Source organism: Saccharospirillum salsuginis (genome assembly GCF_014651855.1).
GTDB classification, from domain to species: domain Bacteria; phylum Pseudomonadota; class Gammaproteobacteria; order Pseudomonadales; family Natronospirillaceae; genus Saccharospirillum; species Saccharospirillum salsuginis.
The window spans coordinates 44,657-71,460 of the sequence record NZ_BMXR01000005.1 but is presented as its reverse complement, the minus strand read 5'-3'; the positions used below and the strand labels follow the sequence as shown (position 1 = coordinate 71,460).

22 protein-coding genes and 1 rRNA gene are annotated in these 26,804 nt (G+C 60.3%); 15 read left to right on the top strand and 8 right to left on the bottom strand.

Annotated elements, in window-relative coordinates:
• Positions 1–241: 241 nt before the first annotated feature.
• The 10 genes from rrf (at position 242) to IE111_RS10865 (ending at position 10,835) form a co-directional block, all read left to right on the top strand.
• Positions 242–357, top strand: a 5S ribosomal RNA gene (gene rrf / locus IE111_RS10910).
• Positions 358–807: 450 nt separating this feature from the next.
• A complete protein-coding gene (locus tag IE111_RS10905) occupies positions 808–1,221 on the top strand; it encodes a c-type cytochrome (protein ID WP_189608595.1) in 414 nt (137 codons plus the stop codon).
• Between the two features lie 229 nt (positions 1,222–1,450).
• The gene (locus tag IE111_RS10900) at positions 1,451–2,449 is read left to right on the top strand and encodes a glutathione S-transferase family protein (RefSeq protein ID WP_189608594.1); all 999 of its coding nucleotides are present in this window, start codon (positions 1,451–1,453) and stop codon (positions 2,447–2,449) included.
• A gap of 87 nt (positions 2,450–2,536) precedes the next feature.
• Positions 2,537–3,388, top strand: a complete 852-nt coding sequence (lgt, locus tag IE111_RS10895) for a prolipoprotein diacylglyceryl transferase (RefSeq protein ID WP_189608593.1) — start codon at positions 2,537–2,539, stop codon at positions 3,386–3,388.
• On the top strand, positions 3,385–4,179 hold the full coding sequence (gene thyA, locus IE111_RS10890) for a thymidylate synthase (protein ID WP_189608592.1): 795 nt from the start codon (positions 3,385–3,387) through the stop codon (positions 4,177–4,179). Before lgt ends, thyA begins: the two co-directional genes overlap by 4 nt.
• A gap of 50 nt (positions 4,180–4,229) precedes the next feature.
• Positions 4,230–6,638, top strand: a complete 2,409-nt coding sequence (locus tag IE111_RS10885; protein ID WP_189608591.1) for a Lon protease family protein — start codon at positions 4,230–4,232, stop codon at positions 6,636–6,638.
• Between the two features lie 230 nt (positions 6,639–6,868).
• A complete protein-coding gene (gene acs, locus IE111_RS10880; RefSeq protein WP_189608590.1) occupies positions 6,869–8,815 on the top strand; it encodes an acetate--CoA ligase in 1,947 nt (648 codons plus the stop codon).
• 345 nt (positions 8,816–9,160) lie between these two features.
• Positions 9,161–9,631 carry a hypothetical protein gene (locus IE111_RS10875; protein WP_189608589.1) on the top strand — a complete coding sequence of 157 codons (471 nt, stop codon included), beginning with the start codon at positions 9,161–9,163 and terminating at the stop codon, positions 9,629–9,631.
• A 28-nt stretch (positions 9,632–9,659) separates the two neighbouring features.
• Entirely contained in the window at positions 9,660–10,322 is a 663-nt protein-coding gene (locus IE111_RS10870; RefSeq protein WP_189608588.1) for a response regulator transcription factor, read from the top strand.
• 270 nt (positions 10,323–10,592) lie between these two features.
• Entirely contained in the window at positions 10,593–10,835 is a 243-nt protein-coding gene (locus IE111_RS10865; protein ID WP_189608587.1) for a hypothetical protein, read from the top strand.
• A 19-nt stretch (positions 10,836–10,854) separates the two neighbouring features.
• Here the strand turns inward: IE111_RS10865 and IE111_RS10860 are convergent, their stop codons facing one another.
• On the bottom strand, positions 10,855–11,247 hold the full coding sequence (locus IE111_RS10860; protein ID WP_189608586.1) for a hypothetical protein: 393 nt from the start codon (positions 11,245–11,247) through the stop codon (positions 10,855–10,857).
• Positions 11,248–11,574: 327 nt separating this feature from the next.
• Positions 11,575–15,045, bottom strand: coding sequence for a PAS domain-containing hybrid sensor histidine kinase/response regulator (locus IE111_RS10855; protein ID WP_189608585.1), 3,471 nt, complete (start codon positions 15,043–15,045; stop codon positions 11,575–11,577).
• A 403-nt stretch (positions 15,046–15,448) separates the two neighbouring features.
• Here IE111_RS10855 and hemH point away from each other — a divergent pair, with 403 nt between their 5' ends.
• The 3 genes from hemH (at position 15,449) to IE111_RS10840 (ending at position 18,136) form a co-directional block, all read left to right on the top strand.
• Complete coding sequence (gene hemH, locus IE111_RS10850; protein WP_189608584.1) at positions 15,449–16,459, top strand: ferrochelatase; 1,011 nt, start codon at positions 15,449–15,451, stop codon at positions 16,457–16,459.
• A 692-nt stretch (positions 16,460–17,151) separates the two neighbouring features.
• Positions 17,152–17,442 carry an HlyU family transcriptional regulator gene (locus IE111_RS10845; protein WP_189608583.1) on the top strand — a complete coding sequence of 97 codons (291 nt, stop codon included), beginning with the start codon at positions 17,152–17,154 and terminating at the stop codon, positions 17,440–17,442.
• 241 nt (positions 17,443–17,683) lie between these two features.
• Positions 17,684–18,136 carry a hypothetical protein gene (locus IE111_RS10840; RefSeq protein ID WP_189608582.1) on the top strand — a complete coding sequence of 151 codons (453 nt, stop codon included), beginning with the start codon at positions 17,684–17,686 and terminating at the stop codon, positions 18,134–18,136.
• An 18-nt stretch (positions 18,137–18,154) separates the two neighbouring features.
• Here IE111_RS10840 and hslO read toward each other — a convergent pair whose 3' ends face one another.
• Positions 18,155–19,030, bottom strand: coding sequence for an Hsp33 family molecular chaperone HslO (gene hslO / locus IE111_RS10835; protein WP_189608581.1), 876 nt, complete (start codon positions 19,028–19,030; stop codon positions 18,155–18,157).
• Between the two features lie 17 nt (positions 19,031–19,047).
• Positions 19,048–19,440 (bottom strand): ribosome-associated heat shock protein Hsp15, encoded by a 393-nt coding sequence (gene hslR, locus IE111_RS10830; RefSeq protein ID WP_189608580.1) that lies wholly within the window; start codon positions 19,438–19,440, stop codon positions 19,048–19,050.
• Between the two features lie 169 nt (positions 19,441–19,609).
• Between hslR and IE111_RS10825 the strand changes: the two genes are divergently transcribed.
• The gene (locus IE111_RS10825; RefSeq protein WP_189608579.1) at positions 19,610–20,422 is read left to right on the top strand and encodes a 3'(2'),5'-bisphosphate nucleotidase CysQ family protein; all 813 of its coding nucleotides are present in this window, start codon (positions 19,610–19,612) and stop codon (positions 20,420–20,422) included.
• 32 nt (positions 20,423–20,454) lie between these two features.
• Positions 20,455–21,585, top strand: a complete 1,131-nt coding sequence (locus IE111_RS10820; protein ID WP_189608578.1) for a serine hydrolase domain-containing protein — start codon at positions 20,455–20,457, stop codon at positions 21,583–21,585.
• A 39-nt stretch (positions 21,586–21,624) separates the two neighbouring features.
• Here the strand turns inward: IE111_RS10820 and IE111_RS10815 are convergent, their stop codons facing one another.
• The 4 genes from IE111_RS10815 to IE111_RS10800 all read right to left on the bottom strand — a co-directional run bounded on the left by IE111_RS10815 (position 21,625) and on the right by IE111_RS10800 (position 26,306).
• Positions 21,625–23,496: a monovalent cation:proton antiporter-2 (CPA2) family protein gene (locus IE111_RS10815; protein ID WP_189608577.1), complete on the bottom strand. Its 1,872-nt coding sequence runs from the start codon at positions 23,494–23,496 to the stop codon at positions 21,625–21,627.
• A 43-nt stretch (positions 23,497–23,539) separates the two neighbouring features.
• Complete coding sequence (locus IE111_RS10810) at positions 23,540–24,424, bottom strand: HDOD domain-containing protein (protein WP_189608576.1); 885 nt, start codon at positions 24,422–24,424, stop codon at positions 23,540–23,542.
• A gap of 69 nt (positions 24,425–24,493) precedes the next feature.
• The gene (locus IE111_RS10805) at positions 24,494–25,645 is read right to left on the bottom strand and encodes an imelysin family protein (RefSeq protein ID WP_189608575.1); all 1,152 of its coding nucleotides are present in this window, start codon (positions 25,643–25,645) and stop codon (positions 24,494–24,496) included.
• A 4-nt stretch (positions 25,646–25,649) separates the two neighbouring features.
• A complete protein-coding gene (locus tag IE111_RS10800; protein WP_189608574.1) occupies positions 25,650–26,306 on the bottom strand; it encodes a histidinol-phosphatase in 657 nt (218 codons plus the stop codon).
• Between the last annotated feature and the right edge of the window lie 498 nt (positions 26,307–26,804).

Here is a 26,804-nt window from a genome sequence, read left to right as displayed (position 1 = left end):
CGTTGAGCTAACCGATACTAATGGCCCGTGCGGCTTGGCCATATAACGCCCAAGGGGTGTTGGCGCCGTAACGCAAGACGAAGAATTGAAGGTTCGCCAGTCAGAGACTGACTGAAGAGCCGCTTGGTAGCAGACCGAGACTTGAGAGAAAGAACTTGATCAGTGCGAATTGGGTGTACTGCATCGGAACGGGAAAGCCATAGAGCAATCCTGAACCATACCGCAGTCACCAACCAGTTTGCTTGACGACGATAGAGCTGTGGAACCACCTGACTCCTTGCCGAACTCAGAAGTGAAACGCAGCCTCGCCGATGGTAGTGTGGGGTATCCCCATGTGAGAGTAGGTCATCGTCAAGCTTTTAATACCAACCCCCGGTACCGCAAGGTATCGGGGGTTTTTGCGTTGTGGGTGCGTTAAAAACCGTGCCCATGGAACGGTTCGGGGCCGGGTAGAATGCCCCGGTGGGCGACCGAGGTGTCGGACCATCCCACCCTACGGGTACGGTGCCGCAGTACGTAGGGTGGGCACCGCCCACCAGGGGAGGATACCGCTCTCGCCGTCAATGACGACCGCCTCTGTCGTAGGTTGGATTAGCCGCAGGCGTAATCCAACAATGGGGCGGTGGCGCGGTTTCGTGCCCGGGCCACCATTGTCGGATTACGCTGCGCTAATCCGACCTACCCAACTACCGAACACGACGGCCTCAGTTGATTAAACCCCCAACAAACAGATGGTTTTTCAACGAAGCCCGAACTCGGTATACTTGCGCGACCTTCGAATTCAACAGCAAATATGCGGGCCCGATAATGAAAAAACTGCTAGCTCTGACGACGTTTGCCCTGCTGGCCGGTCTGGCATGGGGCGAATCCTATGACGACCAGGTCGCCGAGCGACTGAAGCCTGTCGGCAATGTGTGTATCCAAGGCGAAGCCTGTGAAACGGCCAGTGTGGCCGCGGCCGCTCCGGCCAGCAGCGGGCCGCGCAGTGGCGAGGAAGTCTATGACTCCGCCTGTGCCGCCTGTCATGCCTCTGGCGCCCTGAATGCGCCGATCCTGGGTGATGCCGAGCAATGGGGGCCTCGTGTCGACAAAGGCGTTGAAACCCTCTATGACCACGCTATCAATGGCTTCAACTCCATGCCCGCCAAAGGCGGTAATGCGAGCCTGAGCGATGAAGAAGTCCAGGCGGCTGTGGATCATATGGTGGAAGCCGTACAGTAAAGCCGGTCCCACCTTCTACGAAAAAGGCAGCCCTGGGGCTGCCTTTTTTGCTTCCGGGGAGCTCATTTGACCGATTTCCCACCTGAACCACCAGTACGTCGGGGCTTCAAATAATCTGAACGCCCGGGTCAGAAACTCCTGCTTTGATCCCCGCCCGCTTACGCTACTCTATATAAAAATTCAACGTCGGCCTGACAGGCTGCGCGAACCAACGCAGAGGAGTAACGCTATGGGCCTTCTGGTCAACGGTCAGTGGCAGGACAAGTGGTATGACACCAGCAAGAGCGGTGGCAAGTTCCAGCGCGAGGATGCCTATTTTCGCAATTGGGTAACGCGCGATGGCGAGGCCGGCCCGAGCGGGCGTGGCGGGTTCAAGGCCGAGAGCGGCCGCTATCATCTCTATGTGTCCCTGGCCTGCCCCTGGGCGCACCGGACCCTCATATTCCGCCACTTGAAAAGGCTGGATGACCACATCGACGTATCCATCGTCCACCCGGACATGCTTGAGAACGGTTGGGAGTACCAGGGCCCGGATGTGGGCAGCCCGGCGCCGATCGGTGACCGTCTTTACGGCAGTCTCTACCATCACGAGCTCTATACCCGCGCCAAACCCGACTATACCGGCCGCGTAACGGTGCCCGTACTCTGGGACAAACACCAGGAAACCATCGCCAGCAACGAGAGCGCCGAAATCATCCGGATGTTTAATTCCGAGTTCGACCACATCACCGGCAACGATCGGGATTTCTACCCGGCCCCGCTGCGCGATGAGATCGACGCCGTTAACGAGCGGGTCTACCACACGGTCAACAATGGCGTGTACAAGACCGGCTTCGCCACCACCCAACCAGCCTATGACGAAGCGTTCGACAGTCTGTTCGACAGTCTGGACTGGCTCGAGGATCGGCTGGGCAGGCAACGCTATCTGGCCGGAGACCGGGTCACCGAGGCCGACTGGCGCCTGTTCACCACCCTGGTGCGCTTCGATCCGGTCTATGTCGGGCACTTCAAGTGCAACCGCAACCGGATCGCGGACTTCCCCAACCTGCAGAACTACCTGCGGGACCTTTACCAGCAGCCGGGCATTGCGGCGACGGTCGACCTGGTCCACATCAAACGGCACTATCACTTCAGTCACCGGACCATCAATCCGCATGGCATTATCCCCAAGGGGCCGGCCCTGACGCTCGATGCCCCGCACGACCGGGATCGTTTCAGGAACGGATAACACGGTCGGGTCAAGGAATCGTCAGGCGAGGACATGGACGTCTCCCGGGTGTTATCATCGGCGTCCAATCCCGGACGGACGGAGCCGATGATTCACCCGCAATTTGATCCTGTCGCCCTGCACATCTGGGGGCCGATCCAGATTCAATGGTATGGCCTGATGTACCTGCTCGGTTTCATCGCCGGGTTGTATCTGGGCATCTGGCGCGCCAAACGCCAGCCCTGGCGGGGGTTCACGCCGGAGCAGGTCGGCGATCTACTGTTTTACATCGTACTCGGCATCGTCATTGGCGGCCGGGCCGGCTATGTCCTGTTCTATCATCTCGATCTCTTTTTCCAGAATCCGCTCTATCTGTTCCGCATCTGGGAAGGCGGCATGAGCTTTCACGGCGGCTTTCTGGGCGTGGCTCTGGCGGTCATCCTCTTCGCCCGGCGTTACAACAAACCCATCTTCGCGGTCGGGGACTTCGTCGCGCCCCTGGTGCCGCCCGGTCTGTTTTTCGGACGTCTGGGCAACTTCATCAACGGCGAACTCTGGGGCCGGCCAACGGATGTGCCCTGGGGCATGATCTTTCCCCAGGTCGACGGTCTGACCCGTCACCCTTCCCAGCTTTACCAGATGGCCGGCGAAGGTCTGGCGCTGTTTCTGTTGCTGTGGTGGTTCAGTCGCAAGCCGCGCCCGCGCAAGGCCGTGGCGGGCTTTTTCATGATCGGCTACGGGGTCTTCCGCACGGCCGCGGAGTTCTTCCGCGAGCCGGATGCTCATTTGGGCATCCTCGCGATGGGATTTGTGACCCAGGGCATGCTGCTCAGTCTGCCGATGATTCTGGTCGGCATCGGCTTGATGGTTTGGGCCTATCGCACACCCATTTTTGAAACACCTGTCGAGACTCCGTCGTCCAAGACGGGCAAGCGCAAGAAACAAGGCAAAAACGCATGAAGCAATACCTCGATCTGATTCGACACATCAAGGCCCACGGCAATGAGAAAGAGGACCGGACCGGCACCGGCACGACCAGCATTTTCGGCTATCAAATGCGGTTCGATCTGCAGGAAGGCTTTCCGCTGGTCACCACCAAGAAATTGCACCTGCGCAGCATTATCCATGAATTGCTCTGGTTCCTCAGCGGCGATACCAACATCCGTTACCTGAAGGAGAACAAGGTTCGCATCTGGGACGAATGGGCCGACGAAAACGGCGACCTGGGGCCGGTCTACGGCCAGCAGTGGCGCCATTGGCGCACGCCGGACGGCGACACCATCGACCAGATCAGCCAGGTGTTGAACACCATTCGGACCAACCCCGACAGCCGCCGCATGCTGGTCGTCGCCTACAACCCGGCCGATGTCGACAAGATGGCGCTGCCGCCGTGCCACAGCCTGTTCCAGTTCTATGTGGCGGACGGCAAGCTGAGTTGCCAGCTCTATCAGCGCTCCTGCGACGTTTTCCTGGGGCTGCCGTTCAACATCGCCAGTTACGCGCTACTGACCCACATGATGGCGCAACAGGCCGATCTGGACGTCGGCGAGTTTGTCTGGAGCGGCGGCGATGTGCACATCTACAGCAACCATCGCGAACAAACCGACCTGCAACTGACGCGCGAACCCTACCCGCTACCGCGGTTGACCATTCATCGCAAGCCGGACTCCCTGTTCGACTATCATTACGAAGATTTCGAGATCGTCGGCTACCAGGCTCACCCCCATATCAAAGGGGTCGTAGCCGTCTAGTCTAGACTGGTTATCGGATCCTCGTCGCCCCTGTCCGGTTAAGGAAACCCATGCCACAGACAACCACCAAGACCGCGCCGAACGCTTTGTCGGCGCAGCAACTCAAGGCGCAGGTCGACCTGAGCCATTTGAACATTGAAACCACGGCCGACCTGGAAGGCTCAAGCGGTTTCCTGGGCCAGCCCCGCGCCAAGAATTCGCTCGAATTCGGCATCGCCATGCGCGGTTCCGGCTACAACCTCTATGTGATGGGGGAGTCGGGTACCGGTCGCCAGTCGCTGGTCTCCAAGTACGTCAAAGAACTGGCCGAAACCCAATCCTCGCCGTCCGAATGGGCCTACATCAACAACTTCGAAAACCCGCGCGAACCGATGACGCTGGAATTGCCGGCATCGCGCGGCGAAGAGCTGTTGAAGGCGATCAACACCTTCATCGAAGACCTGATGGACACCTTCCCGGCGGCCTTCGAGAACCCGACCTACCAGCGCAAACGCACCGCCATCGACCGGACGTTCAATCAGAAATACGACGCCGCCATGGCGGTGGTCGAGCGCTTCGCCAACCAGCACGACATCGCCGTGGTGTCGGACGGCAACACCGTCATGCTGTTGCCGGTAATCGAAGGTAAGGCGCTGGACGAGACCGAGTTCGCGCAACTGCCGGAGGACCTGCGTGGCGAGTTCCAGCGTCGCATCAGCGAGATCGAGGAGTACCTGAACGAACAACTGCTCGAACTGCCGACCTGGAAGCGCAACAGTTCCGAACAGCTGCGGCAGCTCAATACCGAAACGGTTCAACAGGCGATCAAACCGCTGCTCAAGGAACTGGAGGTCAAATACCAGAGCCAGTTGTCGGTTTTGCGCTACCTGCGCGCCGTCAAAAACCATCTGCCGGAAATGATCCTGGAACTGTACGCCGATGAAATGGGTCTGGAGGTGCGCAGCGACCAGGAACGCAAGCAGGCGCTGCAGACCTATCTGCGGCCCAACCTGTTGACGCAGCATGAGATCAACACCGGCGCCCCGGTTGTTTATGAAATGCTGCCGACCTATCAGAACCTGTTCGGCCGCATTGAATACAGCACCCAGCAGGGCACGCCGGTCACCAACTACCAGTTGATCCGTCCGGGCAGCCTGTTGCGGGCCAACGGCGGTTACTTGATTCTGGATGCGGAAAAACTGCTGATCGAACCCTTCGCCTGGGATGCGCTCAAGCTCGCGCTGAAAACCAAGCAACTGAAAATGGAATCGCCCTTCCTGGACGTCAGCCTGATGCATTCGATCACGCTCAGCCCCCAGAGCATTCCGCTGAACGTGAAAATCATCCTGCTTGGTTCGCGGGATATCTATTACCAGTTGCAGGAGTGGGACCCGGAATTCAACGAACTCTTCCGGGTGCCGGTCGATTTCGACAACTTCATACCGCGCAATCAGGATACCGTCGATAACCTTATCCTGCGCATCAAAGCCTACGGCGAAGACAAGGGTCTGCGACCGCTGACGCGAGCGGCCCTGGCCCGGCTGATCGAATACAGCCTGCGCGAGGCGGAGCATCAGTCCCGACTGTCCGCCCAGGTGATCAAGGTATTCAAGGTGTTCGCCGAGGCCGACTTCCTGTGTCGTCACGACGAGACCAAGTTCATCGACCAGAACCACATCGAGCGCGCGCTCGATGCCGCCGAATACCGCAACAGCCGCATCGCTGATCAGATCCTGTCCGAGATCCAGGAAGGCACCGTGCTGATCGACACCGAAGGCGACCGTGTCGGCTGCGTGAACGGCCTGACGGTGATGGAAATCGGCGAGAGCCGGTTTGGTTCCCCGGCGCGCATCACGGCCACCGTTCATGTCGGGGCCAAGGGCGTTGTCGATATCGAACGCGAAGTCGAACTGGGCCAGGCCATCCACAGCAAGGGCGTGATGATTCTCAGCGGCTTCCTGGGGCACGAATTCGGCCGCCGTTTCCCGCTGACGCTGTCGGCCCACATCGCCATGGAGCAAAGTTACGGCCACATCGACGGTGACAGCGCCACCGTGGCGGAATACTGCGCGCTGCTGTCGGCCATCGCCCAGGTCCCGGTGCATCAGGGATTCGCCGTCACCGGTTCGATGAATCAGTTGGGCGAGGTTCAGGCTGTCGGCGGCGTCAACGAGAAGATCGAAGGCTTCTTCAAACTGTGTGAACAGCGCGGCCTGACCGGGCGACAGGGGGTGATCATCCCCGCGGACAACGCCAAGCATCTGATGCTCAAGCAAGCCGTCATCGAGGCGGTCAACGACGGACGTTTCCACATCCATGCCGTGCGGCATGTCTACGACGTGCTGTCATTGCTGACCGGTATGACACCGGGCGGCATGGATGCCAAAGGCCTGTTCGGCAACGACACGCTGAACGGCAAGGCCCAGGCCGAATTGAAACAGCTGTTCGAACATTATCAGGACAGCGACGAAGACGATTGAACCCGGGAGCCGGGGCGACCACCGTTGACGGTGGCCCCTGGCTCTCGCGGATGCAAAGCCCCTCGCCATCGACTACCCTGCCAGAGACGATCACAGCGGCCTCCAAGGTCGGCCCAATAGCCCAGACTTGAGTTGGATCGACTAATGTCGCATTGTGCCTGCGCGCTGTGAATCAACAATGTAAGGCTACTTTCTGGAATTATTTTCAAAAACAAAAACGAGGATGCGAGATGGAAACCAAAGTCTATCCGGTGCCTGCGGCCGCCCGCGATCGCGCTTTGATCAAGAACGAAGACTACGAACGCCTCTACCGGCAGTCCATCGAGGACAACGAAGGCTTCTGGCGTGAACACGGGCAGCGCTTGGACTGGTTCAAACCCTACACCCAGGTGCGGGATGTCAGCTTCGACAAGAACAACCTGCACATCAAATGGTTCCACGACGGCACCTTGAACGTCGCCTACAACTGCATCGACCGCCACCTCGACAAGCGCGGCGATCAGACCGCCATCATCTTCGAGGGCGATGAGCCGAGCGATGAGAAGATCGAGATCACCTACCGCCAGTTGCACGGTCACGTCAGCCGGCTGGCGAACGCCCTGAAAGACCTGGGTGTGAAGAAAGGCGATCGGGTGACCGTCTACATGCCGATGGTTCCCGAAGCGGCTTATGCCATGCTGGCCTGCGCCCGCATCGGCGCGATTCATTCCGTCGTCTTCGGCGGCTTTTCCCCGGACGCCCTGGCCGGCCGCATCGAGGATTGCGACTCCAACGTCGTCATCACCGCCGATGAAGGCGTACGCGGCGCCAAGAAGATCCCGTTAAAGGCCAACGTCGACAAGGCGCTGGAAAACAAGGGCACCGAGTGTGTCGACAAGGTGTTGGTCGTTCGTCGGACCGGTGGCGACATTGACTGGAAAGACGGTCGCGACGTCTGGTATCACGAGGCCGTCGACAAGGCCAGCGACGACTGCCCGGCCGAAGAAATGAACGCCGAAGATCCGCTGTTCATCCTCTACACCTCCGGTTCGACCGGCAAACCCAAGGGCGTCATGCACACCACCGGCGGGTATCTGGTGTACGCGTCCATGACGCACGAATATGTCTTCGATTATCAGGACGGTGACGTCTACTGGTGTGCCGCCGACGTCGGCTGGATCACCGGTCACAGCTATATCCTGTACGGACCGCTGGCCAACGGCGCCAAAACGCTGATGTTCGAAGGCGTGCCGACCTACCCCTCGGTCAAGCGCATCGCCCAGGTCATCGACAAACACCAGGTCAATGTCCTGTACACGGCGCCGACGGCCATCCGGGCGCTGATGTCCAAGGGCGACGAGGCCACCTCCGGTACCGACTTGTCTTCGGTCCGGCTGCTCGGCTCGGTCGGCGAGCCGATCAACCCGGAAGCCTGGGAGTGGTACCACGATCACTACGGCCGCAGCGAAGTACCCATCGTCGATACCTGGTGGCAGACCGAGACCGGCGGCATCATGATCACGCCGCTGCCCGGTGCGACCGATCTCAAGCCCGGCAGCGCCACAAGGCCTTTCTTCGGCGTGCAGCCGGCGCTGCTCGACAACGCTGGCCGCGTGCTCGACGGCGCCGTCCAGGGCAACCTGGTCATCACCGACAGCTGGCCCGGACAGATGCGCACCGTCTACGGCGATCATGATCGTTTCATCCAGACCTACTTCAGCACCTACGAGGGTTACTACACCACCGGTGACGGGGCCCGTCGCGACGAGGACGGCTATTACTGGATCACCGGCCGGGTCGACGACGTCCTGAACGTCTCCGGTCACCGCCTGGGCACCGCCGAGATCGAGAGCGCCCTGGTCGCGCACGACGCCGTGGCCGAGGCCGCCGTGGTCGGTTACCCGCACGAGGTCAAAGGGCAGGGCATCTACGTGTACATCACACCGATGACCGGTGTCGTGCCCAGCGATGAGCTGACCAAAGAGCTGGTGCAGTGGGTGCGCAAGGAGATCGGCCCGATCGCCTCGCCGGACCTGATCCAGTGGACCGACGGTCTGCCCAAGACCCGTTCCGGCAAGATCATGCGCCGCATTCTGCGCAAGATCGCCGCCAACGAGTACGACGCTCTGGGCGATACCTCGACACTGGCGGACCCGACCGTGGTCGACGAACTGATCGACCAGCGACTCAACCGCTGAGGGTACCTAATGGAGCTCGGCCAGACTGAGCTCCGTCTTCCGGTATTCGAATTCAAGTCTTGGCGCTAGTCGTTCAGACAAGCGGCGGCTGCCGGGGGCACCCCTGTGGGGAAGTCCGCAGCAGGGATGCTGCGGTCTAGGCTCCATGGATGGATTTACGCCGACCCCACAGGGGTGCCCCCGGCAGCCGACGCGGGCCACTGCCTCCCGGCCGACCCGAACTCCGAAACTTGAATTCGAACTCTGAGAGGAAAGCGGTTCACACCGACGGCAAAACGCGCGACACTTGGGTCATCATCCATCACAACAACAAAATAGATGGCGAGAATCACAGGATGGCTTCTGGTGTGTGGCATCAGCGCCTGGTTGCCGGCCAATGCTACCGAATCCACCGAATTGCTGGACAGCTTCAGTAACCTGACGCTGGAGACGCCGAGCCGGTTGCATCAGCAATGGGAGCAGCGGGACAGCCTGGGTCTGGATTCCACCACCTTCCGACAGCACTATCAGCGTGAATTCCGAGTCTACGCGGACATGGCCGAGCGTCTGGCCAACCGAACGCGTGCCTGTGCGACCGGGGAGTTGCCCCAGGCACCCGGCTATTCGCCATCGCTGGATCTTGGCGCCACACTGGAAACCATGCAGAGCACCCTGGATAAGACGGAAGAACAGGTATCGACCTGGGTGCGCAGCGCCGATGAATCCGCCCGACTTGAGCTGGGTCAAACCATCCCCCGATTAACCACAGGGTTTGCCCGAATACTGTTTGAACTCTCCAATTGTTCCGGTTATCTCTATGGTGACCCGGTAAATTGAACCAGCCCACTGGGCTCAGGAAACGACCATGGCCTATCAGTTGTTAATCGCCGATGATCACCCCCTGTTCAGGGATGCCCTGATGATGGCCCTGCGCCAGGACAGACTGGCCGAAAGCCGCATCGAATTGGCGTCCACCCTGGACGAGACCCTGTCCCACCTGCAAAGCAGCCCGGATCTTGATCTGTTGCTGCTCGATTTGCGCATGCCCGGTAGCGAGGGCTTTTTCGGACTGATCCAGATCCGCAAGGAATTCCCCGAAGTGCCGGTGGTGGTCATTTCAGGCAGCGACGAGCCCAACATCATCGCCCGGACCCGGGCGTTCGGCGCCCTGGGATTCATCACCAAGTCGGCTCCGACCGATGAGATTCGCCGGGCGGTCCTGACGGTGCTCGAAGGAGATGAAATCTGGCCCGAGAATCTGCCGCCGGTGGAGGAAGAAGACGATCTGGTGGACATCGCCCGGCGCGTGAACGACCTGACCGACCAGCAATTGCGCGTACTCCAGCAATTGCAACAGGGCCGGCTGAACAAGCAGATCGCGTACGATCTGAACATATCCGAGGCGACCGTCAAGGCGCACGTCACGGCCATTTTCCGCAAACTGGGCGTGTTGAACCGCACCCAGGCGGTGATTCTGATGAACCGTCTGGCTCTGGAAAGCGATCCCTCCCTGTCCGGCGGAGGGTGACGCTCCGCGTCACATCCTGTCCCATCCCCGGGGGCACGCGGGATTTTATATTCGACCTGCGGGCGAGAGCCCACCTTCCCTTCTATCCCGGTCAATTCATGCCCGGTTCAGCCGGGCCCGCTACCATGGTGGTTGTCATCGTTGCCGAGTGTCGATTGTCGTGATTTCGCGCGCCACTCCCGGAGTTAAATGGATGTTCCGGCGGGTTGGCACGCATTTGGCAACATTACAGTCAGTTGTATCGGACTTAATAGGACAGGGGAGCAAGCCATGTCAGCCAGCCGGAAAGGTGCCGCCCGTCAGACAACCAGCACGCGCACCGACAACAAGGTCGTCCACATCTACCAGGTTCGCCCGGAATTGGCTCTGGAGCATCTGAAGCGGACGACCGGGCTGGAGTTCGATACCGTACCGGAGAGTCTCGTGCATGAACGGGAGCCGGCGAAACGCCCTCTCGCCGAGGACACTGACCCGGAACCTCCCATTCTGACGGATGTGGTGGAGCGTCGCTGAGCGACATTTGACAGGGGCGTTATTCCGAGACGCCCCAAGTGACGCGCCGGGCGGGGTTGGTTTTGGCTTTCTCCTTGACCGGCTGAACAAAGAGTTCGTCGACGCTGTGGGTGTCGTGCTCGCTTTGCAGCAACAGTTCCATGCGTTCGATGCGACCGGTGAGTTTGAGGTTGGCAACCCCGGAGAGCAGCAGTGTTTTGCTGTTCAACTTGGTGTTGTCGACCGGTACGTCCCGGGCGCCGGCGGCGTCCTGTACACGCAACAGCAGACGGACCGGGCTGTCATCCTGCCGTTCGAAGCGGATCCAGCCGGCGACGTTGTAGCTTCGTTGCCAGCGTTGCTGGCCGGTGATATGCGATGGGGTGTCCACGATATGCTCGGGCACCCGCGTCAGTACGTGCAATTTTTGCATCTTGTTATTCCTCCTCGACGATTCCAATTTATCTGAAACTATTCTTAAGTTCAGAGGAACAGGTCTCATCTTGAAGAATCACTTCAAACGGTTGTTTGATTTTTGTGCCAGTGGTTAATGGTGCCAATGGTCCGCGTCTGGTGCCGGGAGTGGCTCTCAGGGTCGCCTTGAATCCGTCCATGGAGGCTTGACCTCGGACCGGGCTGGCGCACCAGTCCATGCCTCGCACATCCCTGAGAGCCACTCCCGGCACCAGGCGCTTGTCACTGTGGTTTCTCCCGCAACTAATTCTTCGTCACATTTATCCTACTCATCCCTGTCGCCGGTTTAGCCGACCTGAGCTCTCAACAACGACCTCAACGTCGCCGGCTTTACCGGTTTCCGCAAGAATCCCAGTCCCAGCGCCTCAGCCTTACCGCGCAATTCTTCGTCCGGATGGGCGGTGATGAGAATACCAGGTACGGTCTGTTGCCAGTGTTCTGTCAGGCGGGGGTAGAGACTGAGGCCGGTGTCGGTCTCGCCCAGGTGGTAGTCGAGCAAAACCAGATCGGGGCAGTCGGCTTGTAGCGCGTCGTCGGCGCTGACTGCGAATTGGGTCTGGCAGCCCCAGCGTTGCAGCAGGGTGACGAGGGCGTCGACGTTTTGCGGTTCGTTATCGATGACCAGGACGCGGAAGGCGAAGTCGTTGGTGTCTCGGCCGGTGCTGGCGGTGGTGAGGGAGACGACCTTGGCGCGGGTGGCCCGGGGAACGCTGACTTCGAAGCAGGAGCCGAAACCGGGGCGGGATTTGACAGAGATGGGGTGGTTCAGCAATTGGCTGAGCCGGGTGACGACGCCGAGGCCGAGACCGACACCCTGGGCTTCCTGGCTGTGCTGGTCGAGCCGGGTAAAGTCGTTGAAGATGCGTTGCAGGTCGGGTCGGTCGATACCGAGGCCGGTGTCCCAGACCTGGATGATGACCCGGTCGCCGCGTACCCGGGCGCCAAGCAGGACGCCGCCCTGGCGGGTGTATTTGATGGCGTTGGAGACCAGGTTCTGCACGATGCGGCGCAGGGAATTGGGCACGGACAAGGCGCTGAGCGAGCTGGGACGAATGCGCAGGGTGAGGCCCTTTTCCCCGGCCACGGGGGCGAATTCGTTGGCGATGCTGTCGAACAGGTCGCCGAGGTCGACCGGTTCCGGGTCGACGGGTTGTTCGTTGCCGTCGAGCCGGGCGATTTCCAGCAGGGTGGACATCAATTCTTCGGTGGTGCGCAGCGAGTCGTCGAGTTTTTGCAGGGTGTTGTCGCCGGGCCACTGGTCGCTGAGTGACGCGGCATAGAGTCGGGCCGCATTCAGCGGCTGCAGGATGTCGTGACTGGCGAGCGCGAGGAAGCGGGTTTTGCTGGCGTTGGCGCGTTCGGCTTCGCTCTTGGCGGCGCGCAGGGCGTCTTCGGCGCGTTCGCGTTCCTTGATCTCTTCGCGCAGGGCTTCGGTGCGTTCGGCGACCCGGGCTTCCAGTGAGTTTTTGGCTTCTTCGAGGTCGTCCTGGGCGCGCACGAATTCGGTGATGTCGTTGAAGGTGGTGACAAAACCACCGCCGGGCAGGGGGTTGCCGCGCATTTCGATGACCGAGCCGTTGCGCCGGACGCGAATAAAGCGGTGCGACGACCCCTGTTTCAGATGATCGAGACGGCGGCGCACATGTTCCTCGGGCGCGCCGGGGCCGCATTCGCCGTGTTCGGCGTTGTAGCGCACCAGGGTTTCCACCGGCACGCCGACGCGGATCATGCCCTTGGGATACTGGTACATCTCCAAGTATTTGCGGTTCCAGGCGACCAGGCGCATGTCGCGGTCGATCACCGAGACGCCGTGGTCGAGGTTTTCCAGGGTGGCGGACAGGACGCGCTGGTTGAACTGGATCGCCTGGGTGGTTTCGTCGAAGAAGGTGACCACGTCCTCGAAATTCAGATGTCGTCCGGACAGGGCCGAGTGCATCATCGCCCGCGCCGAGCTGGCACCGATGACCCCGGCCAGGGTGCGTTCGACGTAGCGGATGAAGTCGGCTCCGGGCACGTCCTGGGCGTGCAGACGCAGGTGGTTGACCCGTTCGAAGTCTTCCACCAGTTCGCGCGTACGCGGCGCGCCGGCGAAGCGCTCGAGCATGGACATCAGATCGGCGATGCGGATGTTGATCTTCTTCGGAATCTGTTCCGGATGGTGCAGGTGCTCGTCCATGTTGACGTAGGCGGCCGCCTGCATGCGGTCGTTCAGCGAAGGCAGGGTGCGCCGCGACAGCATCACATAGAGGGTGGTGTTGATCAGTAGGCTGAAGAAGACGCCGTGGCTGAGCGTATCGGAGAATTCGAAGCCGAACAGGGCTTCCGGGCGCAGCCAGTCGAGGCCGAACAAACCCTGTTCGAGCAGGGTATTGGGCAACATGGTGGAGCGTACCAGGGTGGGCACCATCAATGTCCAGGCCCACATCAGTGTGCCGGCGATCATGCCGGCGTACGCGCCGAAGGCGTTGCCCTTGCGCCAGTACAGGCCGCCGAGCATGGCCGGGATCAACTGCACCACCAGTGAAAACGCCAGCAGGCCGATCGTCGACAACTCGTCGATGCCGCCGAAACTGTGATGGTAAAGCCAGGCGGCCAGAATCACGGCCACGATGGCGATGCGTCGCACCAGGATCAGCAGGGGCCCGACCTGGGCGTTCGGCTCGCTGAGCCGGCGCTTCATGATCAGCGGCAATACGACATCGTTGCTGAGCATGGTCGACAGTGTCAGGGTGGTGATGACGATCATCGCCGTCGACGCCGAGAACCCGCCGATGAACATCAGCAGGCTCAACCAGTTCTGTTCCGTCGACTGGGGGATCAACAGCACATAGGTGTCGGCATTGACGGCGTCCGACGGAAACAGCGACAGGCCGGCCACGGTGATCGGCAGGATGACCAGGCTGATCAGCGTCAGGTAGATCGGAAACACCCAGCGAGCAACGTTGACGTGGCGCAGGTCGGTGTTCTCCACCACAGTAACGTGGAACTGGCGCGGCAGGACCAGGATGGCGCCGGACGCCAGAATCAGCTGGGTAATGAAATTCAGCGAGGGGCCTTGCCAGTCGAAGACACCCAGATTGCGGTAGGCGGTCCCGAATTCGGCGGGGCCGGTGAAGAAGACGAATACAACGAACAGGGCCAGCGTAATCAGGGCGGCCAGTTTGACCATGGATTCGAACGCGATGGCCAGCATCATGCCGCGATGATGTTCGGAGACATTGACCTGGCGGGTGCCGAACAGGGTGGCGAATCCGATCATGATCAGCGCCACCATCAGGGCGGTATCGGATATGCCGCTCTGCTCGATCAGCCCCGGTGCGGTCAGGACTTCCAGGCTGGTGGAGACGGCCTTCAACTGCAGGGCGATGTAGGGGACGCCGGCCAGGGTGCAAATACCGGTGACCAGCAGGGCGATGCCGTTGCGCTTGCCATAGCGCGAGGCCAGGAAGTCCGCGATCGAGGTGGTGTTCTGGCGCTTGCCGACCTTGACCAGTTTCTGCAGCAGTGAACGACCGAAGACAAAGACCAGGATGGGGCCCAGGTAGATGGGTACGAAGTCCCAGCCGCCACTGGCGGCGCGGCCGACACCGCCGTAATAGGTCCAACTGGTGCAGTAAACCGCCAGCGACAGGGAATAGATGGTGGCGTTCACCCAATTGGGCCAGCGGTGCTCCTTTTGACGGTCGCCAAACAGGGCGAGGCCGAACAGCAGGGCCACATAGGCCAGGGCGAGACTGAAAATGGACCAGGCATTCATCGCGGGCGGTGTCTCATTGAGTTTTTGTTATTCAAGTTTTGGAGACCACTGAAGGCTAGCGCCGGATGCCGGGTAGACCTATTCGGGGATGTGGGCCGCCAGGACGGCGGCCGTCAAGCCCCCATGGATGGGTTCACGGCGACCCCGAAAAGGTCTACCCGGCAGCCGGTGCGGGTTCTAGCACCCGCTGCGGACTCCGAGACTTAAGTTGTTATTGTCATCGCCATGCGGTCGTCCATTAGATCGTGGCAAACCATGCGCCAATCCGCCGGATTGGGTATGATCCGCGGTCATCCGCAGGCATGGATCAACCGTACATGGGCGGCATTCGATAAGAATGCGACCTTAGTCGAACATGGCGCAAGAATTATCTATCCGAACCCCCGGCAGAGAAAGAGGTGGCATGAACAAACCCCAGCAACACCCCGTCGTCAAACACGGCCGCATCGGCGTGCTACTGGTCAATCTGGGCACGCCGGATGCCACCGACACACGCAGTGTGCGCCGTTACCTGAGGGAATTTCTCTCCGACCGTCGTGTCATCGAGTTGCATCCGCTGTTGTGGGCGCCGGTGCTCTACGGGCCGATTCTGATGTTCCGGCCGCGCAAATCGGCCGAAGCCTATCGCAAGATCTGGCTCAAGGATGTGGACGAGTCCCCGTTGCGCTATTACACCCGCCGCCAGGCCGAACGTCTCCAGGAGCGGCTGCCGGATGTCGAGGTGGATTGGGCCATGCGTTACGGCACGCCCGCCATCCGCGATCGGATCGACGCGCTGATCGAGCGGGGCTGCGACCGCTTGCTGGTGTTACCCCTCTACCCGCAATACTCGGCGACGACTTCCGCCTCGGTCGCCGACGCCACCTTCGATGCCCTGAAAAAGCTGCGCTGGCAGCCGACCTTGCGCCTGGCCCACCCCTGGCACGATCACCCGGCCCACATCCAGGCCTTGACGCACAGCATTCAACGGCAGCTGGCCGAATTGGAACGCGAACCGGAGGTTCTGGTGCTGTCCTTCCACGGTCTGCCCAAGAAGTACTTCGATCTGGGCGACCCGTATTACTGTCACTGCCAGAAAACAGTCCGCTTGCTGCGCGAGTCGCTGGGTTGGCCCGAAGACCGGGTGAGAGTCACCTTCCAGAGTCGGCTGGGCCCGACCGAATGGCTGCAACCCTATACGGCGGAAGTTCTGGCGCAGTTGCCGAAAGAAGGCGTGACCAATATCGCCGTCGCCACACCGGGGTTCGTTACCGACTGTGTGGAGACGCTCGAGGAAATCGCGATCGAAGGCCGGGAAATTTTCGAGGAGGCCGGTGGCGAGCGTTACGACGTACTGCCCTGCCTGAACGACAGTGATGACAGCATCGAGATGCTCGAGGCACTGGTCACACAGGAGCTCGGCGGCTGGCGCTAAGGCTGGAACCGGACTGTGAAACTGTAGGGCAGAAGAGCCTTGGGCGTTATCTGCCGTCGGTAGGATGACCAGCCATACAATGACCCATCGGCACGGTAGAAACGGCAGATATCGCCTACGGCTCTTCTGCCCTACGAGGTAGGTGTACCGCAGTCAAAGGAATCCAGCCAAGCCGGGCTTGATACTTGATATCAGTAGAAATCGGGAATCATGCAGGAGGGGTTCGTAACTAAGTGGCCCTGTTTTTGTTCTTGGCGGGCCTCTCTAATAAAAACAGCGCCCTTGTTCTTGTTTTTGGATGGGCGCCTATCGTTCTTATCTCACCCGTTCTTATTTTTGTTTGTGGGTGTCTTTATCGTTGTGCGCTTATGATTGCAGTCTGCGTGCCAGTTTTTAAAAACCCTTTAAAATCAGATAGTTGCGTAATATAGGTTAAAAACCGATCAATATAGGGAAGGGTGACACTCTCTGTGCGTGTGTATCGGTAACACTTTTGCGGAAACAGTAACACTTGTAACGCCGTCGTATCCTCAATGTAACCTAATGTAGTCGAAATACCGCCTGCGTCAGTAAAATTGACACACCCACCCGATTTAGACGCTACAATGATGACCCCGGGAGGCTCTTCTCGAACAGCCTCCGGCGGCGCCCATTCGGGGCGACCGGTGTTCCGTGTTAACTAGAGGTACAAGATGTTCAATTGGCTCAAAAATGCGTTGTCCGGCGGGGGCGACGCCCAACCCGGGTCGGTAACAGGCGAGACGATCGAGTACAACGGTTACCGCATCACGCCGACACCGATCTCCGAGTCCGGTCAGTTTCGCGTCAGCGGCGTGATCGAGAAGGAAGGCGATCCGGAGAAGAAACACACCTTTATCCGCTCCGATCTGGTGGCGGGAAAAGACGCCGCCTGCGATTTTACGGTGGTCAAGGCCAAGCTGATCATCGACCAGATGGGCGATCGACTGTTCGACCAGGCCTGAGGCCCGGGCCGCACCGGCCCGATTGGTCTGGTCGGCCAGGCCCATTGACCACTCTCAGGCACAGATCTTAGGCCGGTGGATCAAAAAAGAACCCGAGCATCTTCGTTATACTGCGGTGTCCAGGTTTGTGACTAACTTCACAGATTAGTCCGGCCGGGTTGTCGGGTGTCCCGACCACTTGCGGATCGCAGTATCGGCAAGCGCCATGCTTCTCGAATAAGACGCCGGGTAAAGACTTCTTATGACTACCGTGCCCCATTACCGTTACTTCAAGCCGACGCGGATCGATATCCTTCCGCATGAGAACGCCTCCTATTCGACGAATCGCATCGCCGAGGATCACGAGATTCGTTACGGGTTCGGCCATTGCAGCCGCATCAACCGCAGCCACATCGAGGTGGTGGAGATCGATCTTGTCTGGCTGGGGGTGGTGTTTCACATCGTGAAGACGAGTGAGACCGACGAAGCCGGCTGGGCGGAACTGGCCGCCGCCCGCGATGACATCGACGCGATGAAACGCCTGAGTCGGGACATCGTGCTGGCGTTTTTTCGGGATCACCCCGAGCGTCAGATGAGTCTGCTGGAGCGAATCCACCAGGGCAGTTTCAACCAGGGGCGGCTGGACATGGCCCTGGGCACGGTCCGCCAACTGGATCCTTCCATGGATCTGACCCGGTTGTCGACGCCCCAGTAGACGCTGTGTGGCGCCGGCTTATTGCAGACGCTGGCGCTGCTGCTCGAACAGGACGTCCACATCGTCCGCCGTAAAACGGTATTGCTGGTGGCAGAACTGGCAATCGCTGATGATGGCGCCTTCTTCGGCGACAACCTCTTTGGCCTCCTCATGGCCCAGCGTCAGGATGGCCTCTCCACAGCGCTCCCGGCTGCAGGTGCATTGAAAGCGCAGCCCACGTTCCGGAAACAGCCGAACCTTCTCTTCATGGAACAGACGGTGCAGGATCGTTTCATTGTCCAGTTTCAGCAATTCCTCTGCGGTCAGGGTGTCGGCCAGGTGGGTGACCCGGTCCCAGGCGTCGTCGTCCTTGATTTCCAGACTGCCCTCGCTGGCCGAGACCGGCATGGCCTGTACCAGCATGCCGGCCGCACGCTGGTCGTCCGCATCCAGCCAAATGCGGGTGCGGATTTGCTCCGACTGGCGGAAATAGCCTTCCAGTGCCCGGGCCAGGGTGTGGGCATCGTCGTCGATGGGCACGATGCCCTGGTAGCGCTTGCCCCGCTTCGGGTCAATGGTGATGGCCAGCTGACCGTTACCCAACAGCGGGTCGCTTGAGCTGAAGTCATCGGTGTACTGCGCAATGGCGCGCAACGCCTCATGGTCCCGACACTCGGCCATCAGCATCCGTACCTGACCGGCACCGCGCACTTGCAGGCTCAGTGTGCCCTCGAATTTCAGGGTGTCGCTGAGCAGCGCCACCGCGGCCATGAACTGCCCGAGCAGATGCCGCACCGGTTCGGGATAATTGTGCTTGTCCAGCACGTCCCGGTAGCTCTGTTGCAAGCCGGTGATTTCGCCGCGCAGCGGGGTGTCGTCGAACAGGAAGCGTTGGGTCTGGTCTGGGTTGCTCATGCGTGCCTACGTCGTGATCAGAGGTTGTGGGTATCCTTGAAACGCCGGATATCGCGGCGTTCCTTCTTGTTCGGCTTGTGGTCCGGTGCCAGCTGGGTGGCCTTCTGTGCCTTGCGCAGTGCCGCCTGTTTTTCGCGCTTGGCGATCGACTCCTCGGTTTCCCGATAGAGCGTCTGGGCTTCCGGCGCGCCCCGGCGTTTGTCCGACAGGTCCAGCACCTCGACCGTCTTTTCGTCGAAGCCCAGGCGCATGCGCAAAAGAGCGCCGATTTCTACAGTGCGGCTGGGCTTGGCGCGGGTGCCATTGTAATGCACCTTGCCGCCTTCGACGGCCTCTTTCGCCAGACTGCGGGTTTTATAAAAGCGGGCGGCCCAAAGCCATTTGTCGAGTCGAACTGGGGTATCGGTCATAATAAACAGAAGCACATATCGATCGGGTACCGTGAAAGGTCGAAGATGCGGCCTGGAGGTCGGGAATGCAAGGGAACTCGCTGTCGACCGGGGCAAATGAACCCCGCGCCGAAGCCGGCGGGATCGTGTTAGACTGACATTTCATCCGTAACGAGCCCGATCCTCCTCCATGGCCGAACCGCAGTGGCATTCCGACGACCTGATTCCCGGGCTGTACCGCCTGATGCAGACCGCGGGCGAACGTATTCTAACCGTCTACCGGGATGTGGAACGCTGGAAGACCAACCACAAGGCCGACGACTCCCCGGTGACCGCGGCGGACATCGCCGCTTCCCGCGTGCTGGAAAGCGGCCTGCCGGAGGTGGTCGATTGCCCGGTGTTGTCGGAAGAGGCCCTGGTCAACTACTCCGAGCGTCGCCACTGGGACCACTACTGGCTGGTCGATCCGATGGACGGTACCCGCGAGTTTCTGCACCAGAGCGGCGAGTTCGTCATCAACGTGGCCTACATGGTCGACAACCAGCCGGTGTTCGGCATGCTCTACCAGCCCACTACCGACCTGGCCTGGTGGGGCGGTGACTCCGTGCCACCGCAGGAAGGCCGGCCGGGCGACGCCCGCCCCATTGCCGCCGCCCGGGTCGACAGCCACATCAGGGTTCTCGGCAGTCGCCGGGCCCGCTGGCAGGGCCCGTGGCGCAAACGGCTGGAGGACGCCGGTTTCGAGGTCGAGACCCAGGCCGTCGGCAGTGCCCTCAAGTTCATGCACCTCGCCTCCGGCCGTGCTCATCTCTACCCCCGTCTCGGCCCGACCAGCGAATGGGACACCGCCGCCCCCCAGGCCATTCTCAAGGCCGCCGGTGGCGCCCTGGTGCAATGGAACGGCGAACCGTTGGAGTACGGCAAGGCGGACACGTTAAATCCCGAATTTTTTGCCGTTTCGGATCCAGCATTGATCGAGGTTTTGAAGCGGAAGGATATCTAACCGAGCCATAGACAAGGACATAAGGAGAACGCGTGATAAAACGACGTATTTTGGCCGTGGTAATGGCGGCGTGCGCCAGCCTGGAAGGACAGGCCGACGACTTCAGCGATCGCATCGACACCCTTTTTAATAACCTGATTGCCGAGGATGAACCGGGCTGTTCGGTGGGGGTGATCGAATCCGGACAGTTGATTTATCAGGCCGGTTACGGGCTGGCCAATATGGAAAATCAGGTGCCGATGACCGGGCACAACGTCCATCGAATGGCCTCGGTCTCCAAGCAATTTACCGCGATGGCGGTGCATTTGCTGGCCGACGAAGGCAAGATCGATCTCGATGCCGATATCCGGACCTATTTGCCCGGCCTGAGAGATTATAGTGAAACGGTCACGGTCAATGCCATGCTGGGTCATGTCAGTGGCATGGTTAATGACAGCGGAGATGACTACGAATTCTGGACATCGACAACCGGTGGTGACGAACTGGTACTTGAATCCGCGTTCGGAGGTCCCTTTCTCTTTAATCAGAACTTTTCGATTGATGAGTACTTCCGATACATACAGAAGCTTCCGTTACGTTATTCACCGAATGAGAAATTCCACTACAGCAACATCGCTTACTTTTTGTTGGCCATGCTGGTGGAGGAAGTCAGCGGCCAAAGTTTAAGGGATTATGCAGATCGGAAGATTTTTAAACCCTTAGGGATGTCCAATACGATGTTTTTGGACAGCCCGCGACCCATCATCGACGGTCGGGTTACGGGGTATAACATGATCGGCCGCGACTATGTCAGGGACGATGCCAATGTCTATACCGTCGGTGCCGGTGGCTTGTACACCACCGTGAATGACATGCTGAAATGGGACCGGCATTTTTACCAACCCCAATTGGGTTTTGATCCGGAATCATTGATCCGGCAATTTAACCAGCCGAATAGCGCACTAAAAAAATACGGCCGCTTATACGCCAATGGGCAAATGGTGACTGAACGTCATGGTGAATCGGTCTATCTGCACCATGGAGGGTTTTTCGGTACCCGGACTTATTACGGACGCTATTCGGATGCTGATTTTTCCATCATGGTGTTCTGCAATGATGCCAGTCGGAACGCCGGTGATTACGCAAAAGCCATCGAACAGTATTACTTTTATCCAAACAATTAGTGACTGACCGACGGGATCAAACCGGGTGACGTTCCCGGTTTAATCCTGCTCTTCTTCGCCGTCCCTCAGCCGCTGCATCTTACCCTTGAGCTGAGCCTCCCATTCCTCGCTCAGCTCTTTCACTTTCTCGACGTACGGCTTGTTCTCCATCACCGGAATGGTCATGTCGTACAGCTCGGCCAGAATCGGCATGGAGGCGCGGTCTTTCGTCTCGAAAGCTTTGGCCATGCTCACGGCCTTGTCCTGAGGAATACCCATGGCTTCCAGGGCCGAACGCGCCATACGAATGGAGCTGTCGTAGGTTTCGCGAATAACGTCGCGGCAGCCGACATACCAGAGATCGAAGACATGGATGCGGTCCACGGCGCGCGCGATGACATGAACGTGCGGGTAGGTCTTGATAATGTAGCGCACCACGTTGGTGATGTGGTCCTTATCGTTGATGGCGACGACGACCAGTTTGGCGTCTTCGATACCGGCGGCCTTGAGCAGATCGGGCCGGGTGCCGTCGCCGAAGAAGACGCGGAAACCGAAAGTACGCAGCATCTCCAGTTGCGAAGAACTGTAGTCGACCACTGTGGTTTCATAACCGACGGCGCGCATCATGCGGTTGACGATGCCGCCGACCCGGCCGTGCCCGATGATGATGGCATCGCCCTGAACCTCGATGTCGTCCATGCCGCCGTCGGCCTGTTTGGCGTAGAAGGGCACGACCAGTCGGTCGAAGGCGATGAACATCGCCGGTGTCAGAATCATCGACAAAGCCACCACCAGCATCAACAGGTTGGCGGTGTCGCCCGGGATGACCGAATTGGCGACGGTGAACGAGAGCAGTACGAAGCCGAATTCACCGGCCTGGGCCAGACCGATGGTGGTCAGCCATTTGTCCGATCCGCGTATCTCGAACAGGTACGCCAGTGCGCCCAGTACGAGCCCTTTGACGACGATCAGGCCCAGCGTGAGCCCCAGGACGGTGCCGAACTGATCGAACAGCAGGTCGAAGTCGATTCCTGCGCCGACGGTCATGAAAAACAGGCCGAGCAGCAAGCCTTTGAACGGATCGATGTCCGATTCCAACTCATGCCGGTATTCGCTGTTGGCCAGCACCACCCCGGCCAGAAAAGTGCCGAGCGCCGGCGACACCCCGACCAGCGACATCAGCAGGGCGATGCCGATGACCAGGAACAACGCCGTGGCGGTAAACAGTTCACGCAGTTGGGCGCTGGCGATGTAGCGGAACAGCGGCCGTGCCAGATAGGTACCGATGACCAGCACGAAGGCAATGGCCAAGACAGTGACGCCGGCGGTCTGCCAGGCATTCAGACCCTCGACCAGGCTCAACCCATGGGCGGCCTCTTCGCCGTGGTCGGCTTGTCCGGGGGTTGCGTCCTGAAGTCCCGGCATGGCCAGCAGCGGAATCAGCGCCAGCATGGGAATGACAGCGATGTCCTGAAACAGCAGCACGGAAAAACTGGCCTGCCCGCCATCGCTTTTCATCAGACCTTTTTCGTTCAGGGTTTGCAGCACGATGGCGGTGGACGACAGCGACAGAACCAGGCCGATGGCGAGCGCGATCCGCCAGGGCTGACCCAGAGCCATGGCGATGGCCGTCACCACAGCCGCCGTGCCCGCGACCTGCAGGCCGCCCAGGCCGAGCAACTTGCGCCGCATTTCCCACAATTTGGTCGGATTCAGTTCGAGACCGACGAGGAAGAGCATCATTACCACCCCGAATTCGGCGAAGTGCTGCAGTGAAATCACGTCCACATGCAGGAGCGTCAGCAATGGGCTGATGGCGATGCCAGCGATCAGATAGCCGAGCACGGAGCCCAGTCCGAAGCGGGTGGCCAGCGGCACGGCGATGACACCGGCGCACAGAAATACAAAGGCGGTCAGTAGGAAATCGGTCATGCGGGGTCGGTTCCTGACGAATGCGTTGGCGAGTGGTGGCGTCTCAGTCGTCCGGCGCGTTGATCACCGAGACGACGCCCATGTCCCGGAAGGTATCACGCATCTGTTCCAGATCGTAGGCACCTAGCCCGGTGTATTCGAACACCAGCGGACCGACCCTGGCCCATTCGACGTCCTCCTCCCGGTCCGTCAGGATCAGCGGCAGGCCGCACAGGTGTTCGGCGATTTTCAGTATTGCCAGCAGGGTTTTCTTGCGACCGTCCTGGGCGTAATTGTTGGTGAAGATCTGTTCCACGCTGTGGTGGTCGGCGATGGCGTCGCACAGCAACTGCGGCACACGCCAGGATTTGGCCGTGTAATAGCCGATGACGGCGTGATTGGTGCGGTAGGCATCGTTTTCCGCGTCGATGATGCGGCCGTATTCGCCGGCGTAGGCCAGGCGCTGGGTGTCTTCGAAGTCCGGGAAGCGTTTCATCATCAACGGGATGCCGGCGTTGTGGAACAGGCCCAGGGTGTAAGCCTCGTCCGGGGTCGGGTAGCCGATCAGCTTGGCGATGTTCTGGCTGACCATGGCGATGTCCAGGGCCGCGTCCCAGAACCGGTTCATCTTGACGATGTCTTCGTCGCTCAGCTCGCCCTTGATGCTCAGGCCGTTGACGATGTTCACCACAGTGTCGATGCCCAGCAACATCACCGCCTGCTCGACGGAGGTGATCTTGTTGGCGAGACCGTAGGAGGCCGAGTTGACGACCTTCAGCATGGTGCCGGACAGTCCGACGTCCTGGCGGATCAATTGGGCGATGCGGCGCAGATCCGGCTCGGGCTGGATCTGCTCCATTTGCAGGTCGACCATGACTTGCGGCTGGGGTGGGATAACAATGCCCTGCAGGATCTGCTGAATCTGGTCGGAATCGAGTGCGATGGCCACGACGGTCCCTCTCTCGGATGGATACGGCTGGCCCGACAGTTTAGCAGAGCCGACTGTAATCGGGGACGGTCAGGGGTTGGTCGCCTCGAACAGGGTGTTCAGGTCCTGGTGCAGGGTCGCGATGGCCTGGCGGGCCTGATTGAAGGATTCGACGTCGACGTCGCCCAGGGGGGCATTCGCCGGCAGTGCTTCGATCGTGGAGCGGACCGCGGCCAGGTGCTCACGCAGCGTCGCACCGTCGGGCTGTTCGAAAGCCTCATCAATCCAGACCGTGATCGGGTTGGTGCCGTTGGGGGTGACACCCAGCAAACGTTCCAGCCCCGCTACACGGGCCAGCATGTGGCGCCGGCCCTGACCCGCGACGGCGCTGGGGTGGTGCCACTCGGGGTCGTCCAGTGCACCCTCGGCGAAGGTGCGGGTCAGCAGGGCCTGGTAGACCAGACGTTCCAGACTGCGCAGCAGCACCCGTGCCTGGATGGCGTTCGGTACGTCGCGCAGGGACGTGTCCGTCTGCCAGCGATCGCGGGCCGAACGCAGCTGGGCCAGCAATTCTTCCGTGGCCACTTCCAGGTACTGGCGACGGCGCGGCACCACGCTGGTGTCTTCCTCTTCGCCGGCGATCCACAACTCCGCCAAGGGTTCACGCCAGAGCAGCGTTTCCACCACGGGGAACCCGAGGGAAGCGGATTCCTCATCCATCATCTGGTGCTGATCCAGCAGTGTGCTCAACGACAACACCATGCCGGTTTCATGCACCAGGCCGCTGTAGGGGTATTCCGGCAGGCCGTCGATGTAACCGGGCTGGAAGGGGCGGGTGTTGATCAGTCGACCGGTTCGCACCAAAGCGGCCGCATCGCGCGGCGTGAACGCGACCTGATGGAACACCAGGAAGCGATTCCAGTGTTCGTAACACTCATGCCAGGCCTCGCGCGCCGCATCCCGCCCGGAATCGTCCGGGTGTTGCAGAAACCCCGTCACGCGCGCCTGCAACGTCCGGCAGGTCTCCATCATGGCGTCGCCGGTCTCGCGCGCCGCCTGCTGCATCCGACCGGCCGCCGCCACCAACTGACCGCTGTCGGCCGGTGTGGTCGCAGGAGTGGTGTCTTCCGCCGTGCCGTCGTCGGTGGTCGCCGCTTGCTCCGGGTCGGAACCCGAGCAGGCGGCCAGTGTCAGGACACCGGTCGACAGCAGAGCCAGGGCAAGCAGGTGCGGGCGGTGCATGGCGTTACTCCCTTAAACTGATGATCGGCCAGGCGTTTCGCTCCGCCACGGCTCGCAAGGTATCGTCCGGATCCACGGCCACCGGGTGGTCCACCCGGTTCAACAGGGGCAGGTCGTTGTGGGAATCGCTGTAGAACCAGGCGCCGACCATCGTTTCGTGATGATCGGCCAGCCAGGCTTCCAACCGGGTGATTTTGCCTTCCTGATAACTCGGAACCCCGGTCGGTTGGCCGGTATAGCGCCCGTCCACCCGCTCGGCTTCGGAGGCGATCAGGTTGTCGATGCCCAGCCGCTCGGCGATCGGTCCGGTCACGAAGCGGTTGGTCGCGGTGATGATCAGCAGTGTATCGCCTTGTTGACGATGCTTGTCGACCAGGGCTAGTGCCTTGTCGGTGATCAGTGGCTCGATGCAGCGTTGCATGAAGTGCGCGTGCAAGGTGTCCAGTTCGGCCGGATCCTTGTGGGCGAGGAAGTCGAGGGCGAAACACAGGTAGCGTTCGATATCGAGCTTTCCGGCCTGGTAGTCGGCGTAGAAGCCGTCGTTGATGGCTTTCACTTCATCCGCATTCACCAATCCCTCGTCGATCAGAAACTGACCCCAGGCATGGTCGGAGTCGCCGGCCAACAGGGTATTATCGAGGTCAAAGATCGCAAGGGTCACGGTTTACTCCACGGCAGTTGAATCAAAACCCGTAGGTTACGGTGGTCCGGTGGGTGGCACAAGACGTGATGGTGGCTCAGTCTAATGGTGGCTGGGTTGGCTTGGTTGCCCGGGAGTGCGCGCGAGGTGGGGGTAAGCCCCTCCAGGGTCGCCGTAGACCCGTCCATGGGGGCTAGGCGGCAGCATCCATGCTGCCGACTTCCCTGGAGGGGCTTACCCCCACCTCGCGCTTACTGCAGTGGCACCGGTTTACATTCCCAAAACCAGAACCAATAAGAAGTTTCGTAGGTTGGATCGGTACGTCTGGTCCGGCACCCCGGCCTCGGTAGCCGAAGGCGTAATCCAACCGACTCATGACCCTTGAGGTTATGTTTTGATCGGTGGTCTAGTGCGCCGGGGCGGGGTGTGCTCTGGAGGGGACATCTGAGGCATGGATGCCGAAGTTAAGCGCCCATGGACGGGTTCACAGCGGTCCCCGGAAGAGCATACCCCGTTCCG

Excerpts from the sequence above, each read along its gene's own strand:
- IE111_RS10905 (WP_189608595.1), top strand. The coding sequence starts at position 808 with ATGAAAAAACTGCTAGCTCTGACGACGTTTGCCCTGCTGGCCGGTCTG.
- IE111_RS10900 (WP_189608594.1), top strand. The coding sequence starts at position 1,451 with ATGGGCCTTCTGGTCAACGGTCAGTGGCAGGACAAGTGGTATGACACC.
- lgt (WP_189608593.1), top strand. The coding sequence starts at position 2,537 with ATGATTCACCCGCAATTTGATCCTGTCGCCCTGCACATCTGGGGGCCG.
- thyA (WP_189608592.1), top strand. The coding sequence starts at position 3,385 with ATGAAGCAATACCTCGATCTGATTCGACACATCAAGGCCCACGGCAAT.
- IE111_RS10885 (WP_189608591.1), top strand. The coding sequence starts at position 4,230 with ATGCCACAGACAACCACCAAGACCGCGCCGAACGCTTTGTCGGCGCAG.
- acs (WP_189608590.1), top strand. The coding sequence starts at position 6,869 with ATGGAAACCAAAGTCTATCCGGTGCCTGCGGCCGCCCGCGATCGCGCT.
- IE111_RS10870 (WP_189608588.1), top strand. The coding sequence starts at position 9,660 with ATGGCCTATCAGTTGTTAATCGCCGATGATCACCCCCTGTTCAGGGAT.
- IE111_RS10865 (WP_189608587.1), top strand. The coding sequence starts at position 10,593 with ATGTCAGCCAGCCGGAAAGGTGCCGCCCGTCAGACAACCAGCACGCGC.
- IE111_RS10860 (WP_189608586.1), bottom strand. The coding sequence starts at position 11,247 with ATGCAAAAATTGCACGTACTGACGCGGGTGCCCGAGCATATCGTGGAC.
- IE111_RS10855 (WP_189608585.1), bottom strand. The coding sequence starts at position 15,045 with ATGAATGCCTGGTCCATTTTCAGTCTCGCCCTGGCCTATGTGGCCCTG.
- hemH (WP_189608584.1), top strand. The coding sequence starts at position 15,449 with ATGAACAAACCCCAGCAACACCCCGTCGTCAAACACGGCCGCATCGGC.
- IE111_RS10845 (WP_189608583.1), top strand. The coding sequence starts at position 17,152 with ATGTTCAATTGGCTCAAAAATGCGTTGTCCGGCGGGGGCGACGCCCAA.
- IE111_RS10840 (WP_189608582.1), top strand. The coding sequence starts at position 17,684 with ATGACTACCGTGCCCCATTACCGTTACTTCAAGCCGACGCGGATCGAT.
- hslO (WP_189608581.1), bottom strand. The coding sequence starts at position 19,030 with ATGAGCAACCCAGACCAGACCCAACGCTTCCTGTTCGACGACACCCCG.
- hslR (WP_189608580.1), bottom strand. The coding sequence starts at position 19,440 with ATGACCGATACCCCAGTTCGACTCGACAAATGGCTTTGGGCCGCCCGC.
- IE111_RS10825 (WP_189608579.1), top strand. The coding sequence starts at position 19,610 with ATGGCCGAACCGCAGTGGCATTCCGACGACCTGATTCCCGGGCTGTAC.
- IE111_RS10815 (WP_189608577.1), bottom strand. The coding sequence starts at position 23,496 with ATGACCGATTTCCTACTGACCGCCTTTGTATTTCTGTGCGCCGGTGTC.
- IE111_RS10805 (WP_189608575.1), bottom strand. The coding sequence starts at position 25,645 with ATGCACCGCCCGCACCTGCTTGCCCTGGCTCTGCTGTCGACCGGTGTC.